Source organism: Ruegeria aquimaris (genome assembly GCF_025751555.1).
GTDB classification, from domain to species: domain Bacteria; phylum Pseudomonadota; class Alphaproteobacteria; order Rhodobacterales; family Rhodobacteraceae; genus Ruegeria_B; species Ruegeria_B aquimaris.
Window position 1 is genome coordinate 22421 of record NZ_JAOWLB010000017.1, and the last position, 19018, is coordinate 41438.

The 19018-nt window shown below is 60.2% G+C and carries 22 protein-coding genes; 9 read left to right on the plus strand and 13 right to left on the minus strand.

The window, feature by feature from the left end:
* Positions 1–220: 220 nt before the first annotated feature.
* Positions 221–1291: a hypothetical protein gene (locus OE747_RS18665; RefSeq protein WP_038068700.1), complete on the plus strand. Its 1071-nt coding sequence runs from the start codon at positions 221–223 to the stop codon at positions 1289–1291.
* A 531-nt stretch (positions 1292–1822) separates the two neighbouring features.
* Positions 1823–2488, plus strand: coding sequence for a L,D-transpeptidase (locus OE747_RS18675; protein ID WP_026155629.1), 666 nt, complete (start codon positions 1823–1825; stop codon positions 2486–2488).
* A 25-nt stretch (positions 2489–2513) separates the two neighbouring features.
* Here the strand turns inward: OE747_RS18675 and OE747_RS18680 are convergent, their stop codons facing one another.
* A complete protein-coding gene (locus OE747_RS18680) occupies positions 2514–2798 on the minus strand; it encodes a hypothetical protein (RefSeq protein WP_038068706.1) in 285 nt (94 codons plus the stop codon).
* 182 nt (positions 2799–2980) lie between these two features.
* On the opposite strand from OE747_RS18680, the gene OE747_RS18685 reads away from it, so the two are divergent.
* Positions 2981–5335: a heavy metal translocating P-type ATPase gene (locus OE747_RS18685; RefSeq protein WP_018001712.1), complete on the plus strand. Its 2355-nt coding sequence runs from the start codon at positions 2981–2983 to the stop codon at positions 5333–5335.
* A 63-nt stretch (positions 5336–5398) separates the two neighbouring features.
* A complete protein-coding gene (locus OE747_RS18690; protein ID WP_018001713.1) occupies positions 5399–5911 on the plus strand; it encodes a L,D-transpeptidase family protein in 513 nt (170 codons plus the stop codon).
* Positions 5912–5920: 9 nt separating this feature from the next.
* Here OE747_RS18690 and lnt read toward each other — a convergent pair whose 3' ends face one another.
* From lnt to OE747_RS18740, 10 genes are read right to left on the minus strand one after another with little or no spacing between them, the layout of a single operon-like run.
* Entirely contained in the window at positions 5921–7498 is a 1578-nt protein-coding gene (gene lnt / locus OE747_RS18695; protein WP_018001714.1) for an apolipoprotein N-acyltransferase, read from the minus strand.
* Complete coding sequence (lspA, locus tag OE747_RS18700) at positions 7465–7923, minus strand: signal peptidase II (RefSeq protein ID WP_018001715.1); 459 nt, start codon at positions 7921–7923, stop codon at positions 7465–7467. The genes lnt and lspA overlap by 34 nt, the downstream gene beginning before the upstream one ends.
* Before the next feature lie 28 nt (positions 7924–7951).
* Positions 7952–8734 carry a ZIP family metal transporter gene (locus OE747_RS18705; protein WP_026155630.1) on the minus strand — a complete coding sequence of 261 codons (783 nt, stop codon included), beginning with the start codon at positions 8732–8734 and terminating at the stop codon, positions 7952–7954.
* A 12-nt stretch (positions 8735–8746) separates the two neighbouring features.
* A complete protein-coding gene (locus OE747_RS18710) occupies positions 8747–9202 on the minus strand; it encodes a DUF411 domain-containing protein (RefSeq protein WP_018001717.1) in 456 nt (151 codons plus the stop codon).
* Between the two features lie 3 nt (positions 9203–9205).
* Complete coding sequence (locus OE747_RS18715; protein WP_026155631.1) at positions 9206–10579, minus strand: M23 family metallopeptidase; 1374 nt, start codon at positions 10577–10579, stop codon at positions 9206–9208.
* Complete coding sequence (locus tag OE747_RS18720) at positions 10576–11202, minus strand: SCO family protein (protein ID WP_026155632.1); 627 nt, start codon at positions 11200–11202, stop codon at positions 10576–10578. Before OE747_RS18720 ends, OE747_RS18715 begins: the two co-directional genes overlap by 4 nt.
* Positions 11202–11669, minus strand: a complete 468-nt coding sequence (locus OE747_RS18725) for a copper chaperone PCu(A)C (protein ID WP_018001720.1) — start codon at positions 11667–11669, stop codon at positions 11202–11204. The genes OE747_RS18720 and OE747_RS18725 overlap by 1 nt, the downstream gene beginning before the upstream one ends.
* A 23-nt stretch (positions 11670–11692) precedes the next feature.
* A complete protein-coding gene (locus tag OE747_RS18730) occupies positions 11693–12352 on the minus strand; it encodes a DsbA family protein (RefSeq protein ID WP_018001721.1) in 660 nt (219 codons plus the stop codon).
* The gene (locus OE747_RS18735) at positions 12349–12771 is read right to left on the minus strand and encodes a disulfide bond formation protein B (protein ID WP_018001722.1); all 423 of its coding nucleotides are present in this window, start codon (positions 12769–12771) and stop codon (positions 12349–12351) included. The genes OE747_RS18730 and OE747_RS18735 overlap by 4 nt, the downstream gene beginning before the upstream one ends.
* A gap of 5 nt (positions 12772–12776) precedes the next feature.
* Entirely contained in the window at positions 12777–13343 is a 567-nt protein-coding gene (locus OE747_RS18740; RefSeq protein ID WP_026155633.1) for an SCO family protein, read from the minus strand.
* 207 nt (positions 13344–13550) lie between these two features.
* Between OE747_RS18740 and OE747_RS18745 the strand changes: the two genes are divergently transcribed.
* From OE747_RS18745 to OE747_RS18765, 5 genes are all read left to right on the plus strand, one after another.
* A complete protein-coding gene (locus OE747_RS18745; protein ID WP_013959865.1) occupies positions 13551–13979 on the plus strand; it encodes a MerR family transcriptional regulator in 429 nt (142 codons plus the stop codon).
* 103 nt (positions 13980–14082) lie between these two features.
* Complete coding sequence (locus OE747_RS18750) at positions 14083–14661, plus strand: cation transporter (RefSeq protein ID WP_009573601.1); 579 nt, start codon at positions 14083–14085, stop codon at positions 14659–14661.
* A gap of 95 nt (positions 14662–14756) precedes the next feature.
* The gene (locus tag OE747_RS18755; protein ID WP_026155634.1) at positions 14757–15512 is read left to right on the plus strand and encodes a transglutaminase-like domain-containing protein; all 756 of its coding nucleotides are present in this window, start codon (positions 14757–14759) and stop codon (positions 15510–15512) included.
* Positions 15502–16467, plus strand: coding sequence for a cation diffusion facilitator family transporter (locus OE747_RS18760; RefSeq protein ID WP_010138164.1), 966 nt, complete (start codon positions 15502–15504; stop codon positions 16465–16467). Before OE747_RS18755 ends, OE747_RS18760 begins: the two co-directional genes overlap by 11 nt.
* A gap of 55 nt (positions 16468–16522) precedes the next feature.
* A complete protein-coding gene (locus tag OE747_RS18765; RefSeq protein WP_234988885.1) occupies positions 16523–16801 on the plus strand; it encodes a SpoIIAA family protein in 279 nt (92 codons plus the stop codon).
* Positions 16802–17067: 266 nt separating this feature from the next.
* Here the strand turns inward: OE747_RS18765 and OE747_RS18770 are convergent, their stop codons facing one another.
* Together OE747_RS18770 and OE747_RS18775 are read right to left on the minus strand one after the other, a co-directional pair.
* Positions 17068–17910, minus strand: coding sequence for a hypothetical protein (locus OE747_RS18770; RefSeq protein WP_008336115.1), 843 nt, complete (start codon positions 17908–17910; stop codon positions 17068–17070).
* A 237-nt stretch (positions 17911–18147) separates the two neighbouring features.
* A complete protein-coding gene (locus OE747_RS18775; RefSeq protein ID WP_102017048.1) occupies positions 18148–18744 on the minus strand; it encodes a hypothetical protein in 597 nt (198 codons plus the stop codon).
* Between the last annotated feature and the right edge of the window lie 274 nt (positions 18745–19018).

The following is a 19018-nucleotide window of genomic DNA, read 5'->3' on the forward strand; positions in this document are numbered from 1 at the left end:
GGGCTCTTTGCAATTTAAGATATTTCTAATAAACGACCGTTTGTAAACGAATGCAAGTAGGTGCTCTCTCGTCGCGTTCATCCTAAGACCCTTGGTTCCCTAGCGCTGAGCGCGATCTGAGAGGTTCCGCCGGCAGTCGCGCGAGCGTGCTATATAAAGGGCGTAGGCAACCGCCACAAAATCACTTGGGTAATGTGCAAAAAATAAGTATTTTGCACATATGAATACGAGAGCCTCTATTTTGACTGATGGTTACGACGACCCCCTCATCACTACCGAGGAGGATGCAGAGGCTCACGAAAAGGATCTCTGGTTTCTGCCGGGACCATTCGAAGAAGAACCAGATGATTTGCCTCCCGGGCCGCGTGCAGAACCGCCGGACACTGCCGTCATCGAAGACTGGGCAAAGGCAGAAGGCGTTCACGCTGCGCGGCTAGCAAAGGTGGCTGGACGCCTGGGAGCTCTGGATGACCGGCTGCTGCGCGGCCCGGAAGGCTGGCGGCATCGCCTCGCTCTTGTCGAGGCAGCGGCCCTCAGCTGGGTCGCAGGAGATCGGGTGAGTACTGATCGTCTGGCGCTCTGGGTATCCATGCGGCTGTCAGGTGCACAGGATGACCCAAATGCCTTGGCACGCGTTGGATGGGCTGTTCGGCGCTTGACAGGCGGTCCCGGACCGATGGCTGACCTGGCCGCTTTTCTGGATCGCCGCGACCCCGAGAACATTGAAGACAGCGCTGAGCGTTTCGAGGATCGCGCGGGTGGGTGGCTGGACGTCATGGCAGCCGCAAAGGGTCTCCACCCGATCACGCGGGCGTGCATGGGGTATCACCTGTGGAGCTTGGCGGGCCTCGGACGCCACGGCGACCAGATCGAAGCTGCCGTCACCGCGTCTAGGATCGCGACCAGCGATGGAAGCGGTGCCATCTTCGCGCCGCTCGCTATGGCCGGGGCCGGGGGGCTGCGCGTTTCGGGCTTGCCACCCGAGCGTTTGGCCCGCTGGTTGGATGGGATGAACAGCGCAATTCTAACGGCGATGCGAACACTTGATGATATTGAAGTGTGGATCGGGCGGGCAGAAAACGTCATGGCGCAATTATCTGGCCGCACGCCGGTTGCCTTGCGAAAGGTTTTCACGGAATGGCCCTTGGTCTCCGCCCCGATGGCTGAGGCCATGACCGGAGCCAGCCGCGCCGCCGTTCAGCGCAATCTCGCATGGATGGAGGCAAGCGGTTTGATCCGCGAGGTGACGGGGAACGGGAGGTATCGCATGTGGAAAGCTGACCTAATATAGGTCATTTGTCGAGGCTGACACCGGCTTGACCTGGCACGCTTTAGTGCCGCCCCAGATGATCGTTTAAGCCACTTTCCGTTCGAATGCGACAAGGCTTTTCCAGCCCAAAGCGTTCGTTAGCCATTCGTCTCACGTTTTTGTGACAATTGATCGCTTGAAGCTCCAGTGGGTGAAGGTTGTAACGGGGCGAAATAACGGAATGAGAGCCGGAGCCAGAGATGGCATCGTAGCATTTGCGAGTGGCGCAAGTTCCCTGTGCCGTGACGTTCCCGATCTCATGGTCGCGATATCGAAGCCGCTGTGCCTAAATTTCCAGACAATCTGCGACTTAACGAATTGTCGCTGCGCAACTTCGGACCAGGTATTGTGCGAGCAGTTTTCTCCTCCCTAGCAAACTGGAAACTGCAAGGATCGCATGTCTACTTACGAAAATTTGCCCTTGAACCTCTAGCCACTAGAAGTCCTATCTGTTCAAGGAGAACACATACCGTTCTTGCCATCAATCGCCGGTGAGAACCGAAAGGGTACGAAATGCTGACAAGACGACACTTCATTCAGACAACAACGGCGCTTTTTTCGGTGACCGGTCCCGGTATGGCTTTTGCCGACACTTGGCCCACCGAGGCTCAGAAGGCTGAATGGGACGCACAGGTGACGCCTCAGGGTTATGTTGCCGAGACTTCCAACCCATGGGGATTGCACCCGCGGTTCCTACCGCAACGTGTGGTCGCGAAGGCCGGTCTCGTGCCGGGAGATATCCATGTCGACGCGGTCGCACGATATCTTTACCACATTGAAGAGGGTGGAACCGCGATGCGCTACGGCGTGGCCATCGCGCGGGGGAACCTCTACGAGCCGGGTGTCTATACCATCAAGCGCAAGGTCAGGTGGCCGCACTGGCAACCGACACAGAGCATGATCAATCGCGACCCCGAACTTTATGCTGACATTGCCGATGGCATGGAACCGGGACCGGAAAACGCGCTTGGATCGAGGGCGCTGTATCTCTACGTCGGGGATCGCGATACCCTTTTGCGCATCCATGGCACTCCGAGCCCACGGAGTATCGGTGGCCGCGCAAGTTCGGGCTGCGTACGGATGGTCATGGCTCATATCAATGATCTTTACCCGAACGTCGAGACCGGCTCTACCGCCTATCTTTACTCGGCGGAGGACAGCGTGACTGCCCGCAGCTAAGCCAAGCAGCGGACGGCAAACGCAATTAAGTTTCGCGAGGGGTGCAGATACGATTGCCGTTCGCCGTGCGCAGCGGCAGCAAGGTTGTTTCTACGGGGCCGCTGTGTTTGTACCAGTAGCACCCGTCCTCGGGCACCAAGCGCGCGGTTGCAACATCCTGATCCGGGGCAGCCATTGCAATCACGGCTTCGGGAACTTTGCCCCGCCGGTCTGCCGAGTCGCCCGGTCCAGTCGGCTGGATTGCGCACCCGGCCGTAAGAGACAGCGCCACTGCAACAATTATTTTTTGCTTCAGCATCAAAACCCGCATCAAGCTTCCTTTCGTGTCTGTTTTTCTTTGCATCGGCTTTTCATGCCTCAAGGCGTGATGGAGCCGGTCGCCGCATCCTCTAGCAATAAAACAAACTGAAATACCACCGTATTTTGCTCTTGAAGCTCTAGCTACTGTAGGGGCTATGTCATGGTAAAGCACCCGAATCCAGAGGTCCATTCATGCCGCCCGACACCCATCGTCACGACCACGATCACGCCGAAGATGCCCAGACAAGCGGCGGCAGCTGCTGCGGGAGCGCCGGAACGTGCGGCGACATCGTTCCGGCGACCCCCGCGCCAGCGGGCGGGCGCAGTTTTCAGGTGTCCGGCCTCGATTGCGCCGAGGAGGTAGCAATCCTGAACAAGGTGGTCGGCCCGAAGATCGGCGGGGCCGAGCATCTCGCGTTCGACGTGATCAATGGGCGGATGACTATTCTCGACAGCGCCAAGAGTTTATCGGACGGCGAAATTGCAGAACTGGTCGCAAGCACCGGCATGACCGCCAAGCCTTGGGATGCCGAGAACGCGTCGGTCGACCAGGCGGCCCATCTTGCAAGACAGCGGCTGTTTACGGCGCTCAGTGGAGGCTTCTGGGCCGCGGGATTTCTGTGGCACATCATCGAGACCGGCATGGGCGGGGCGCTCGGCCTCTTCGCGGGTCACGGCGAAGCGCCGATGCCACTGGTCGAGGCAGGGCTGTTCGCGGTTGCGATCCTGTTCGGTGTCTGGCTCGTGGCACCCAAGGCATGGTCGTCCGCTCGGCGGCTGTCGCCCGACATGAACCTGCTCATGGTGGTCGCCGTGGCCGGTGCCATCGGGCTTGGCGAATTTTTCGAGGCGGCGACAGTCGCGTTCTTCTTTTCGCTCTCGCTCTACCTCGAAAGCTGGAGCGTCGGGCGTGCGAGGAATGCGGTTTCAGCTCTGCTCGACCTCGCGCCGCCGACGGCAAGAGTTCTTCATGATGACGGCTCGGAAGCGGACGTTCCGGCTTCTGCGGTTGCTATCAACGCACGTTTCATCGTGCGCGGCGGAGACCGCATCCCATTGGATGGTGAGGTTGTCGATGGGGCAGGGGCCGTCGATCAGGCGCCGATCACCGGAGAGAGTGCGCTGGTCCCAAAGGAACGGGGCGACGAAGTCTATGCCGGTACGATCAACGGCGAAGGCACACTGACGGTGCGCGCCACGAAGGCCGCCTCGGACACCGTGTTGGCCAAGATTATCCGCATGGTCGGCGACGCCCATGCCCGCCGCGCGCCGGTGGAGCAGTGGGTGGCGAAATTCGCCCGCATCTATACGCCTATCGTCATGGCTCTCGCCATTGCAATTGCCCTGCTGCCGCCGCTCATTTTCGGGGGGGCCTGGGATTATTGGTTCTACAATGCACTCGTGCTGCTGGTGATCGCTTGCCCATGCGCTCTGGTCATCTCGACACCGGTCTCCATCGTCGCTGCACTCACCGCCTCAGCGCGGGCCGGGGTGCTGATCAAGGGCGGTGCATATGTTGAGGCACCGGGCAAGACCACTGCACTGGCCATGGACAAGACCGGCACGATCACCATGGGCGAGCCCGAGGTGGCGGCGGTGCATCCGCTGGGCAAAGCATCGGCGCAAGATCTGATGACCCTCGCCGCTGGGCTGGAGGCACGTTCCTCGCATCCCTTGGCGCGCGCCATTCTTGCGCGGGCAGAAGCCGACGGCATCAAGGTATCCGCCGCGGAAGATACCCGAACCGTTCCGGGCAGGGGACTTGAAGGACGCACAGACGGCCGGTCGATCTGGCTGGGGTCGGACCGGTTTGCCGAGGAGAAGGGTTTCGGCGACGCCATTCCGAAGGATTTGCGCGACCGCATCGAAGGGGCTGGCAGCACCCTTGTTGCCGTGGGCGACGACACCGGTGTCACCGGCATCTTGGAATTGCGCGACCGTATCCGCCCGGATGCCAAAGGCATCGTGGCGCAGCTTCACGCGCAGGGTGTGAAGACCATCGTCATGCTGACCGGTGATAACGAGCGGACAGCGCGCGCTGTTGCAGCCGAGGTCGGCATCGACGAGGTCCGTGCCGAGCTTCTGCCCGAAGACAAGGTGACTGCCATCGAAGAACTGGTCGAAACGCATGACATGGTGGCCATGATCGGCGACGGGGTCAACGACGCCCCGGCCATGGCGCGCGCGCATTACGCCATCGCAATGGGTGCCGTTGGTTCGGACGCGGCAATCGAGACGGCGGATATAGCCCTGATGACCGACGATCTCGGCAAGGTGCCTTGGCTGATCGGTCATTCGCGCCGGACAATGTCGATCATTCATCAGAACATCGGTATTTCCTTGGCGACCAAGGGCGTTTTCGTTGTCGCTACCGCGTTCGGACTGGCATCGATGTGGGGCGCGATTGCAGCCGACGTAGGAGTGTCATTGCTGGTGGTGGCCAATGCCCTGCGCCTGCTGAACAGCCAAGAGGCCAAGGCGCCGCCGTCCGGCGGTGAGCAGGTTGGCCCACAGATGGCAAAGGCCGCGCTTGCCCACGGACATTGATCACGCAGCATTTGCAAGGTAACGTAATGTCCATAACAGACCTCACGAAAGAGGCATCGAGCAGTGAAAACCATCCGATTTCCCCGCCGCGCCGTCCTGTTGGGCGGGCTGGTAGCGTTTCTGTCCGGGTGTGCCAGCAAGTTCCGCAGCTATGACGGACCCGAAGTCACCCGTGTTCGGCTTTACAAGGGACAGCGCTTGCTTGTTCTCGACGGAGCCGATCGCGTCTTGCAAACCTATCCGGTCGGGCTGGGTTTCGCTCCTGAGGGTCACAAACAATTCGAGGGGGATGGCCGGACTCCGGAAGGAGTTTACACAATCGACAGGCGAAACCCCAACAGCACCTACCATCTTTCGATTGGCATCTCTTATCCGAACGAGGCCGACATCGCCTTTGCCGAAGCGCAGGGCCTTTCCCCCGGCGGCGACATCTTCATCCATGGTGGCCCACGCCCCGGCATCGACCCGACAAATGTCCGCGACTGGACAGCTGGCTGCATCGCGGTCACGGATCGGGAGATCGAGGACATCTATGCAATGGTGAAGGACGGGACACCTATCCACATCTTTGCATGACGGTCTTTCTCATGCGGCGGTAGTGAGCCGTCGCATTGGCGCCATTGCCCAGCTCCACGAAGCCAAGATGAGCGCCAACAGCATCCAGTCCCCGAAGCTCGCGTAGAGTGTCGGCGGTCGCGCGGAGGGCAGGCTAGCGTCGATGATGCCCGTTTCGCCGGTATCGAGCCGCGCAACGATCTCTCCGCTCGCGTCGATGACCGCAGAGATGCCCGTATTCGCGGCTCGGATGACTGGAAGGCCTTCCTCTACGGCGCGCATACGTGCGGAAGCCAGATGCTGCTCGGGTCCGATGCTGGTGCCAAACCAGGCATCGTTTGTCGCGTTGAAAATCCAGTCCGGCCGGAACAGGTCGTCGACCACATGCCCTGGGAAGATGATCTCATAGCAGATCGCCACGGCGACCAGCGGCACACCCGGAAGCGCAAGCGTTCTCGGGCCCGGTCCGGGCGTAAAATCGCCCAGACCCGCCGTGAGCCGCTCGATGGGCAACCAGCCGCGGAATGGCACATATTCGCCGAAGGGCACGAGATGGTGTTTCGCGTATCCGGTCAGGATCTCGCCGGTCTCGTCAAATGCCTGGACCGTGTTGAAATATCGGGTGCCATCCTCGCTCGGTACACGGTCCGGCACACCGGTAAGCAGCACTCTGCCGTCTGGTAGCGCTGCGGCAATGCGGGCCCGTGCCTCCGTATCCTCATCGAGGAAACCCGGAAAGGCGGTTTCCGGCCAGAGAAGCACGTCGAAATCGCCGGGCCGGGTTGAAAGCTCAAGATAGCGCGCGAAGGTCGCCTCGCGGTTCTCGGGAGCCCATTTCTCCTCTTGTGGAATGTTGCCCTGGACGATGCGCAGGTCGACACCGGGTGGCTGTTGTGCATCCGACTGGAGGCGCAGCGTGCCGACAGCCCACATCGTCGCGATTCCGGCCAGCGCCATGAGCGAGATGGTCAATCGTTGCCGCCCGGACGCCATAGCAGCCGCGCCAGGGAGTACCGCGACGAACACGGTGAGAAAGCTTAGCCCATAGCTTCCGACCCAGGCGGCGGTCTGGCGAAGGGCGGCGTAGTCTACAAGTGCGTAACCGGCCAGGTTCCAGGGAAACCCTGTCAGAACGTGACCACGCAACCACTCGGCCACGGTCCAGGAGGTCGCGAACAGGAGGCAGGCCAAGAGACTGCCCATGGCTCCGCGCCGCGCGATTTCGGCAAAAAGCGCAGCGGCAATGGCTGGGAAAATCGCGAGACCTGCGGACAATCCCGCGACCGCCGGAATCGCCATCGTCCCAAACCGCTCGGCCTCGACGTAGAAACTTTCCGCGATCCACCAAATCCCGAAACCGAACTGGCCGAGACCAAACGCCCAGCCGACGAGGAAAGCGCGCCCGAAGGAGAGATCGCGAAGCCCGACAAACAACGCGGAATAGGCAACGGGAACGAGCAGGAGAATCGAAAGAGGCGGGAAAGTCAGAACGGTCATCGCCCCGGCGGCGAAACCAAGCGTCATCCGCGAAAGCAAACGGTGGCGCAGAGCGATGCGGTTCAGAATTTCCGGCTTCACGACTTGATCGAACGCCGCGCGCTGATCCATGGCGCGGCGAGCAAGAGCCCCACGCCACTGACGACAAATACATCGGCCAAGTTGAAGGCAGGCCAATGTGTTGTGCCAATGTAGAAATCGAGAAAGTCTGTTACAGCCCGATACCGCACACGATCGATGACATTGCCCAGGGCTCCGCCAATGATCGCACCGTAGGCAAGCGTTTCCACCGCATTGTCGGCGCGAAACAGCATAACCCCCAGCCAAACACAGATGGCAAGAGCGAAAGCGATGAGGCTCCACCACGGCGCGCCGCCCAACATCCCGAAAGTCACGCCGTCATTACGATAAAAGACGAGGTTGAATCCCGGAAACACGGGAATTCCGGCGCTTAAAGTGACGGCATTCGCAACGACAATGGCTTTGGTGATCTGATCGATCGCGAACGCAGCAAGTGCTGCGAAGACGCCGATCATCGGAGATACCTTGTTTAGTGACATTGCCTCATCCCAACCAGACATCAAGGAACAGCATCAGAACGAGCCCGACTGCGAGACCGAGCGTCGCCCTGTTCTGATGGCCGCTGCGATGGGTTTCGGGGATGATTTCGTGGCTAATGACGTAGAGCATTGCGCCCGCGGCAAAGGCCAGACCCCATGGAAGCAGCGGTTCCGACAGTGTGATGATGCCGGCCCCGAGCAAACCGCCAATCGGCTCGATCATGCCCGTCAGCGCCGCGATGCCCCAGGCGCGCAGCTTCGGATATCCCTCGCCCAGCAGAGATACAGCGACGGCCAATCCTTCGGGCGCATTCTGAAGCCCGATGCCGATGGCGAGCGGCAGACCGCCCTCCATACCTCCGGATCCGAAGCCGACCCCAACCGCAAGGCCTTCGGGGAAGTTGTGGATCGTGATTGCGATGATGAACAGCCAGACCCGCCGCAAAGACGCCGCTTCGGGCCCTTCGCGTCCCGTCTTGAAGTGCTCGTGCGGCAGCTTTTCGTTCATCAGGGCGACAGCCCCCATGCCCAGAAGAATCGAAACGCATACGATGGCCGCAGGCATCGCGCCGTTTTCGAACATCGGCTCCGCCGCATCCAATGCCGGGATGATCAGCGAAAAGAAAGAAGCGGCGAGCATCACACCGGCAGCGAAGCCGAGCGACAGATCGCGTGTGGCCCGAGACGGGATGCGCCCGAACAGCACGGGAACTGCTCCGACTGCTGTGAGCGATCCGGCGGCAAGACTTCCGAGAAAGCCGAGCATTATCGGAGACAGATTTTCCATGGGCGGGCCAGATTATCCTTCGGCGTAGCTCGAAAAGACTTCCGTCGACCCGTCCTTGCGGATGAGGAAGACATCATAGGCCTCGCGGTCGTCTTCTGGCCCCATGCCGGGCGAGCCATAGGGCATCCCCGGAACAGCGAGGCCGACGGCGTCCGGGCGCTCCTCGAGAAGGCGGCGGATGTCAGCGGCCGGTACATGGCCCTCGATCACGTAGCCGTCAATGAGCGCGGTGTGGCAGGAGACCATGCGCTGCGGCACGCCGTTGTCTAGCTTGAAGCGCACGAGAAGCCCGCCGAACATGTCCTGGCCGGTCGGCACAAACCCGTTCTCTTCGAGATGTTTCATCCACGAGAGGCAGCAGCCGCATCCGTTGGTCTTGCGGACGTCGATCGCCGTTGCCTCTGCGAGGGCCTGGGCCGCTGGGAACAGGGCGAGCGTGATGGCAAGAACTTGTGTCATGCGTTTCATGGGTCAGAGCCTTTCGGTTGTCGTTTTGGCAATCTCGCTGCCGAGGTTTTCATTCAGAAGCGCCCGCGCCTCGGCCAGACGCGAGAGCGCGGCGGTATCATCCGCATCGCTCTCGGCCGCTTCGGCGAGCCGGTCGTCAGAGAGGGGGTCAGTCGGGCGCCCATCCACGAGCACCTCATAGTGCAGGTTCGGACCTGTCGCCGTGCCAGTCGCGCCGACGCGGCCGATCACGTCTCCCGCCGCAACGCGTTGGCCTTGTGCCAAGTCTTCCGGCACGGCGCTCAGATGCGCGTAGCGCGTCATGGTGTCGGAGCCGTGCAAGATTTCGACCACGCGACCATATCCGCCGCGCCAGCCGATGAAATTGACCCGCCCCGGTGCCGTCGCTTGAACCGGTGTCCCACGTGCCGCTGCAAAATCGACGCCGGTGTGCATCCGGACGTTGCCAAAGACCGGATGCGTGCGGCGTCCGAACACCGAGCTGAGGCGCGCACCCTCTACCGGCTGTGCGAAGACGCGCAGCACCTCGCCATCGACGTAGATCGTCGCCTGACCGCTGCCGTCGTCCGGCCATACGATCTCGTAAAGCGAACCGCCGATCTCCAGTGCGGCGAAGGCGAGTTCGGGCTGTCCGATCCTGTCCTCTCCGACCCGCGCCTCACGCCAGAGAAGCCTTAGTGTTTCGCCACCGGCCATCTCGCGGCGGAAATCCACGGTCCCACCCAGCATCTGCGCAAGGTCCACGGAAAAACGGGCGGGTATGCCGGCTTCGTCGAGTGCCGCGAAGATCGAGCTGTCGATCATGGCTTCGCCGGCAAGGGTTACGATTTCCGGATCCGGAGCCACGACCTGCGTGGACATCTGCTCGCCGAAAACCACCTCGATCCGAACCCCGTCCTCGACGGCGAGTGAGACGGTGCGGGGGCTGCCGTCCACGGTCGAAGCGACAGTGACCGAGTGCCCCGGCCGCAGCCGTCGCAGATCGTATTCCGCACCAAGCGCGAGGGCAACTTCGGCTCTGTCAGGTGCCGCAAGACCGGCCTCTGACAGCAAGAAATCGAGCGTTTCGCCCGGAGCAATGTCGCGCGACCACGTCGACAGGGGTGGCTCGATCGCTTGCACCGGCCTGTCGGCAAACGCGGCCTGCAGAAGGGGCAGCGGGCTGAGGTCGGGTGCATCGTCTGCCCATGCCGCCGCGGGCAGCGTCACGGGGATGTCAACGTTCTGGGGGGCTTCAGGACCTTGGGGCATCCAGCTACCTGCCTGGGCAAGTTCCGGCGGCACGGGTTCTTTCGACATGGAATCAGAGATGGCGATAGCCGCTCCCGAAACCGTCCCCGCAATTGCGACACAAGCCGCCAAAGTTCTGAGCCTCATGTCGCCCCCTCCATTTCTTCTTCCAGCGCGCGGCGGATCTTCGGCACCGCGAATTCTTTGGGCTCGTGATAGTCGATCATGGTGACGAATCGCCCAGAGGCTGCGAACAGGAAGACGCTCGCGGTGTGGTTCATCGTGTAATCGCCGCTCTCCGCCGGTACTCGCTCGTAGGTGGCGCGGAAGCCGTCCGCGACGCGCGCTATCTGCTCTTCCGGTCCCGTCCAGCCGCGGATCGCCGGATGGAAGTAGCCGACATATTCGGCCATCGTTTCGACAGTGTCGCGCTCGGGATCGACCGTGATGAAAACCACGTTCATCTCGTCGGCCTCGTCTCCCAGATCGTCGAGCCATCCCGAAATGTCAGAAAGCGTGGTCGGGCAGACATCGGGACAGTAGGTGAAGCCGAAGAACGCCATCGTCGGGCGACCGATCAGGGTTTCCGGCCCGACCGCGTTGCCCTCATGATCCGTCAGACGGAAATCCATCTCGGTCAGGGCCACAGGCCGCTGCCCGACAGGTTCGGGTCCACCGGGTCCATCGACCTGCCACCAACCGACGAAGAGCATCAGGGCGACCGCCCCGACACCAGCCGCGCCGTACCCCAGGACCGCCCGTCGCCGCATCAGTCCTCTGGCCCCCGCGCGGCGATTCCGAGGATCGGCACCTTGACCGTCACTTCGCCTCCGTCGTCGAAAAGCAGGGTCAGCGGAAAGGTGTCCCCTTCCGTCATCGGTTCTTGTAGCCGCATCAGCATTGCGTGCAGGCCCCCCGGTTCGAGCGCGACGCTCTCGCCCGGGGCGATCGCGATCTCCCCCGCCGGGCTCATGGAGCTCACACCTTCGGCATTGGTCTTCGTCTCGTGGATTTCGGGCATCATCGCGAGCGGTGTTGTAAGGCCGATCAGCGTCACCGGCTCGTCGCCAGTGTTGCGGATCGTCATGTAAGCGGCCCCGGGACGGTTCATCCCGATGGAGGCGCGGGACCACGCGTTCTCGACGACAACATCCTCGGGTCCGGCCAGCGCGGGCACCGAGAGCCCTCCAAGGGTCAAAAGCGCGGCCAGTGTGCCAGTCAAAATATACTTTTTCATCGTTCTGATCCTGCCCTTTCCATTCAGCTTTGCGCGGCAGCGACTTCGGCGGCCACCAGACGACGCAACTCTGCCTCCCCGAATGGATCGAGCGGCTTGCCGTTCACAAAGAATGTGGGCGTCTGGCGAATTCCCACGGCCTCGACGTCAGCACGATCCTGGTTAAGGATCGCCACGACACCGGGTGCCAGCATTTGCGTGCGCGCGGCTTCGGCATCGAGTCCGGCCGTGGCGGCGATCTGAAGGATCAGGCCAGGCGCCGGGGCACCGTGCGACGCCCATCTCGGCTGTTCCCGCAGAACGGCCTCGAGCACCGGCACGTAAACGTCCTGCATGCGCGCCGCTTCGAGCACGCGGATGGCTTCCTCGGATGCCGCGCCGTGGAAGGGCGTGTAGCGGATCACGACGCGGACAGCTTCCCCATGCTCGGCCATGATGTCCTTCACGATGGGATGAAAGGCGCGACAGGCCTCGCAGGCCGGATCGAAGAATTCGACGATCGTGACGGGCGCATCCGCAGGCCCGAGGATGGGCGAGTAGGGGCGGATCATCGCCTCCGCAAGTTCCGGAGCAACGGGCTCCGCTTCGGCCACTGGGCCGGGGCGGATTGCAAACCAGGTGGCTCCGCCGAAACCGGCGGCGCCGAGGGCAAGAACGGACAGGATCAGGCCGCGTCGATTCATGTTCGTGTGTCCTTCAATGAAAGGGCCGACAGCGCCCCGATCAGCGCGAAGGCGGCGAGCGCCATCAGCGGGATAGGGATGCCGAAGACCAGTTGGTTGTCATCGGTGCAAGAGGGGCCGGTGGCCGTGCAGGGCTGGACGCGTTCGGGAACAAGACCGACGTACAGCCCCATGTGCCAGAGGGCGATTGCGCCGCCGCCAAGCGCCAATGCGATGCCGTAGCGCCCCACGCGGCCGTCCCGCCACCAAAGGCCGAGCCCGAGGACAATGGCCAAGGGGAACATGAAGGCGCGCTGGAACCAGCACAGCACACAGGGCGTCTGCCCCAGCACCTCGCCGACAAAAAGCACGGCAAGCGAGGCGACGAGCGCGATGATCCACGCCAGCCCGAGGGCTGTTTCTCCGGACATACGGTTCATGTCGGTCAGAACCTCTCTTCCAGATCGGCGAGTATCTCTTCGGCGGAGGTGCCGTAGGGCCACGAGTCGGCGAAGCCCGCGTCGGGATCGAAGAGGAACAAATGCGACGTGTGGCCCATCGTGTAACCATCCGGCGCCGCAGCCTCTTCGACGCGTTCAAAGAAGATCGGAAACGTCTCGGATGTGGCGGCGATCTGTTCCGGCGTGCCGGTCAGACCGATGATGCCCGCATCGAACAGCGGGACGTATTCGGCGAGTGCGGCGGGCGTGTCCCGTTCGGGGTCGATGGTGATGAAAATCGGCTGGACCTTGGCGGCATCGTCGCCCAGACCGTCCATCACCGCCGCGACCTCAGATAGGGTCGTCGGGCAGACGTCGGGGCAGTTGGTAAAGCCGAAAAAAACCAGCATCCAGCGCCCCGCAAAGTCCTCCTCGGTTTGAACCATACCCTGGTGGTCCGTCAGTTCGAACTCAGCGAAAAAAGGCGGCTCGGCGTCAGTTCGGGCGCTATCGGCACGATAATCGGACCATAGCAAGAGCCATACGAAGGCAAGCGCTGCCACGCCTGCCAAAACCCAAAGAAACTTCTGTGCCGATGTAAGGGACAATCCTGTTCGCCTGTTTTTGATTCTTATTGCAAGTGCGGATACATCCTCTAGCCGCTAGAGGTTCAAGCACGAAATCATGGTATAGCTTGAACTCACGCGTCTGTGAAACCGACACTTGTTTATTCCGACGGCAAAACCTACACAAACTGTATCTTTTTCATGGAGGCGAAAATGCTCACGATCGGTACTCTGTCAAAGAAGACTGGCACGAAGGTGCAGACCATCCGGTACTACGAACAGATTGGGCTCATGCCCGAACCTGGCAGGACCGAAGGCGGGCAGAGGCGCTACGACAATGCACAGCTCGACCGGCTGTCCTTCATCCGCCATTCGCGACAACTCGGTTTCTCGCTCGATGCGATCCGCGAGCTGCTCGACCTCAGCGACCATCCCAACCGGCCCTGTGATGAGGCTGATGCCATCGCGCGTCGCCAGCTCAAACAGGTGGAGCAGCGCATGGCCCGCCTGAAGGCGCTGCGCACGGAACTGAAACGCATGGTTCACGAATGCAGCGGCGGGCGGACGGGAGATTGCAAGGTGCTTGAGGTGTTGCGGGACCATTCGGAATGCTTGACCGAACACGAGGAAATCGGGGCCTGAAGGAATTCAGCCAACATTCCGGCTGGAACGCAGATCTGCCGCAGAAGTTAATGTGTCGTACAACACAAGCTGGAACCACAAAATGGCCGCTAGACAAGATTCAATGGAGAGACGGACGCTTTGGATCGTTCTGGCGCTCAATATCGGTTTGGCCGTGGCTTTTTTCGCAACAGGCGCCTTCGGCGACTCAAGTGCCCTGATCGCCAACGGGCTCGATAACCTCTCCGACAGCTTCGTCTACGCGATCAGCCTTTTCGCTTTGTCCCGATCCGCCAAATGGAAACGCGGGGCGGCGAACGTTTCCGGCGGGCTGCTGATCCTGTTCGCTGCAGGCATCCTCTACGATGCGTGGCGCCGCTACATCGGTGGGTCAGATCCGCTCGGGACGATCATGATTGCAATGGCCCTGATCGCGGCGGCTATCAACGCAGTCTGCGTTTGGCTGCTCGCTAAGCTCAAAAATCCAAACGTCAATATCCGCGCGGCCAACACCTTCAGTTACAACGATTTCGCCGCGAACCTCGGGATCGTCGTGGCCGGTGGCCTCGTCGCTTGGCTAGGAACCAACTGGCCGGACCTTGTCGTCGGTGTGATCGTCGCCGGGATCGCGGCCTGGGGCGGTATCGACATCCTGCGCGACGCACACGGCGAACACCACAAAGCGGTTCACACGGACAAATAGTTGCGGGAGATTCTTTCTGAAAGAAAGGATTGAAGCTATAGTGACTATAGCAATTAGTCTTGTTCCAAGACGATTCGAGGAGCGACCCGTTGCAGATGATCGACCCCCTACTTGTACCCACCAAACTACTGGATTTTGATGCCGCGCCTCTTGCGCGTCTAATTGAGAACCGCAGCTGGCGCGGCTTATCCGAATACGATCGGATCGGAGCTGCCTATGATTTCGTTCGGAATGAAATCGCGTTCGGATACAATCGAGCTGACGACATCCCCGCATCCGAAGTGCTTTCCGACGGCTATGGGCAGTGCAATACCAAAAGCACGCTCTTGATGGCGCTGCTGCGTGGTGTCGGCATTCGTTGCCGGTTGCATGGGTTTACGATCCACAAAGGCTTGCAGCGCGGTGTTGTCCCTGAGCTGGTGTATCCGCTTGCTCCGCAGGAAATTCTCCACTCATGGGTCGAGATCGAATTTCAAGGTGCCTGGATCAACCTTGAAGGCTTCATCCTGGATGACGCTTTCCTCGATGTCCTGCAAACGTCATTCTCGGACACAGAAAGTCTCTGCGGTTATGGCGCGGGCACGGATTGCCTTGGCGCGCCTCCCGTCGCCTGGAACGGAGAAGATACCTACATTCAGAAAACCGGCATCGTGCAGGATTTCGGCGTGTTTGATACGCCGGACGCCTTCTATTTTTCCCATGAGCAATCCTTTGGATGGCTGCGTGGTGCCCTTTACCGTCATATCATACGCCACTGGATGAATGCGCGCGTTCGTGGTTTCCGCAGCGACCGCCTCAAGACTGACCGACGCGCGACACACGCGCATGAGGAGCCTGCCAATGCCACATGACCACGGGCACGCGCATATCGATCCGGATTCTGGCGATCGGCGGGTTGCCATCGCGATCTGGGCGAACGGGCTTCTTACCGTTGCGCAAATCGTCGGGGGCATATTGTCGGGCAGCCTGGCACTGATCGCCGATGCGCTGCACAACTTTTCCGATATGGCCTCGCTTGTCATTGCCTTTGCCGCACGCAAGATCGCGCGCCGCCCGGCCGATGAGCGCATGACCTTCGGCTATGGCCGGGTCGAAATCGTCGCGGCCCTGATCAACTACACCACCCTCATCGTGATCGGCTTCTATCTGATCTACGAAGGTGGCATGCGCATGATTGATCCACCCGAAGTCATGGGGTGGACCGTCGTCATTCTCGGTGGAATCGCGCTTGTGGTCGACACGCTGACCGCAATGCTGACCTATTCGATGCAGAAGGGGAGCGTGAACATCCGTGCGCTTTTTCTCCACAACCTTTCGGATGCGCTTGCTTCGGTCGCGGTTATCGTCGCTGGGTCGCTGATCATCCTTTACGACATGCGTTGGGTCGATCCTGCCATCACCATCGGCATCGCGACCTACATCCTGTATCTGTCTTTCACTGAAATAGGCGGCCCAATCCGAACCCTGATGCTCGGGAGCCCGCCGGACATCGACAACGAGGCCGTCGTCGAAGCGATGCGGAAAGTCGAAGGCGTCGCCGACGTCCACCACGTCCATCTCTGGCAAATGCAAGAGCACGAGGCTGCGCTCGACTGTCATGTCGTCGTGGCAGCCGAGGGATGGTCGAAGATCGAAGAGATCAAGAGCGCGATCAAGGAGCGGCTGAAGGAAGAATTCGGCATCAGCCATTCCAGCCTCGAATTCGAGCACGAGGATCGCGCTCATCAGAACGCCGATCTCTACGGTCACGGCAACGCAAGTGAAAAGGAGAAGACCAATGTTCAAGGAAACGCTGACCGAGCGTGATGATGTCATCGGGCTCGTCTGCGAAGGCAAGTTGACGGAGACAGAATTCAAGTAAATGCACGCGCTGCTTCATGAGCGTCTTGGAACAACCGATAATCCGGGTCTGGTTCTCGACCTTACAAGTTTCGAGGGCTACGAAGAGCCTTCGGCGATGCTAGAAGATCTGAAGGTCGACACCGCCCACGCGAACGATTTCGGTCGCATAGCGGTTGTCGGAGAACGCAGATGGATGGAATGGGGCGCACGGGTGGTCAACCTATTGACGGGCTCCGAGATGCAGTGGTTCGAATCCAGCGATACCGAGTCCGCAATTGCGTGGGCGCGTGACGGGTAGCCAGCGATTCTGCAAGAAAAGGACTCTGGCCTGGAAATTGACATCACATCAGATGCTTCACGATTAATGGAGGAACGGAACGATCTAAATGTAGTCAGCAACATTTGTCTGCTCGGATGAAACAATCCGATGCAGTTTGATGTCGACTTTAGGCTGCATAATAAGTCCCTACGCGCTGAATTCTTCGAAATTTAACATAAACTTCACTATCGGAACTTGACATCTGTAGCGGGGCTTTCATGGACTCCAAGTCCGAGCAAGCGAAGCTACCGGGATATCTCCCCTTCCAGCACCGCTCGTCCGTGCACCGCCAAGGTTGCTGAAAACCTCTGGCACCCAAACTTGCGGATCACATCGAGTACCCGCGCTTCGTAGGCAGCGTGTCCGATCAAGCGACACAAGTCGGACGCGTGGAACTGGCGGTTCGCAGTTGGTGCGGCTTGCATCTGTCTCAGCAATTCGCGCTCTTTGGGATCCGTTATTGGTCTCGCGGGCGGCTTGACCGCGGGACGAGTTGGAGTTCCCCACGAATTTCGCCATCGGCGCATGAAGCCAAGCAGGAAGCCGGCCGGCACCCTGCCGTTGCCTCGGGACCGGTTGAAGGCAAGGAAGCGATCCCAGATGACCTGGGTGTCGATGTTCCAGCAGGGCAACGTGGCCTTCGCTGCTTTGATGAGCTCCGCCCAACTTGTCTGAAAAACGTTCGAACTCGTGGTGATATCGATCAGCCCTGAGAAGATAGTTTTGTTTTTATTATCTCTAGATAGTGATGTGTCGCCTTCACCTGACACGAGATCATGGGTTTCACTCTCCTCGTCGAAAGCGGAAAACCGAAAGATCCAGGGCGCGAACTTGCCATTCGGCTTCGCCCGCTCGAGCTGCAACTCCGAAGCCTCAAGTTCGCTCAGAAGAACCGCAAGATACTGCCGTGAGACACCCATCTTCTCCGCCAGGGCCGAGAGGGTGAAGGCTGCCGTTCCGCGCGACAAACCGTTGTAGCCATCCTTCCAGGCGATGGCATCGAGGATGAGGGTGGCAAGCTTGTGCGCTGCAACAGAGAGATTTGTCTGCGTGATCCGTCGCAGGATCAGGCCGGTCGTAGGTTCCATGGTCGAGGTCTCCTTGGAGATCCGACGCCATGTCGTGAGACAACAACATTCTTGCCAGCAAAACAACTTTGCTGGTTGCAGGTGTTTTAGCGGTGCGCTAGGAAACTCTTGTTCACGGAGTTTTCTAGCACGGCGTCAGGCTTCACGGTCTGGCGTCGTCTCCTTTTCGGGGGTTTTGCACAGCCTTCCGTGCGGGGTTGTCAGGACGCGCGCGGTAAAAACCGCGCGCAGATTTTGTCAGTAGCGAACTTCTTCAGAACCATAGTTCCCGGCGTGATCACGCCAGTCGACGAAGACGGAACGGTAAAAGTAGCTGCCACATCCATTCGGGATGCTCAGGCCAGATGCGGCTGGCACCTGGCCCACGGTGGATCTTGTCCATCGGTAGTCGCCCTGCACGCCGTAGGACCCCAATCGCGTCGAGTCGCTGCGATTGCAGTCGCCATCTCGGTTTTCGTGCTGGCGATACTGGATGTGATAGACCCGTATGCTGCGCACGAAATCAAAGGCGTCGCCCGAGATGTCGATGTCGGCTTGTTCATCCGCTTGGACGCGGACAAGGGGCATAGGAGTCGATTCCTGCGGTTCGGGCGGATCGCGGAACGTGATGTCATAAAGGCGTTCCATAGGCGACATTGGACTGGGGTCTTTGAACGACACACCCATTGGGCACCGCCAGATTTGTAAGGGCGGCTCGATCGGCCATGGCGTGATCCGCCGAATGAAGACCGCTCTGGCATGCGCGCAGGGCGCAGAGGCAGGCCAACCGCCCGCAAGGCAGAGGAGGATCGCACAATCCACCTGATAGGCCTGAGCCGGAGCTGACGAGGCCATTAGTCCGGATATGCTTATTGCCGTGGCTGTTGCCACGCCGTGGATCACGTGCTTCATGATGCCGACTCCATCTATAATGGTGCAGCGATACGAAACAACATTAATGATAGCAAGGAGATTTGATTGATGGTTGCGTGCGATTGTTCGCTTGTCTAGCTTGATGGCTTCCAAGAACTGACGTCGGTTCTGGCTGCTTCGGCGTCTTGAAAGTGGCCAAAATTGCGGACCTCTTTCATGTTAACTTTCACTCAAATATCTGTAACCAAATACAAAT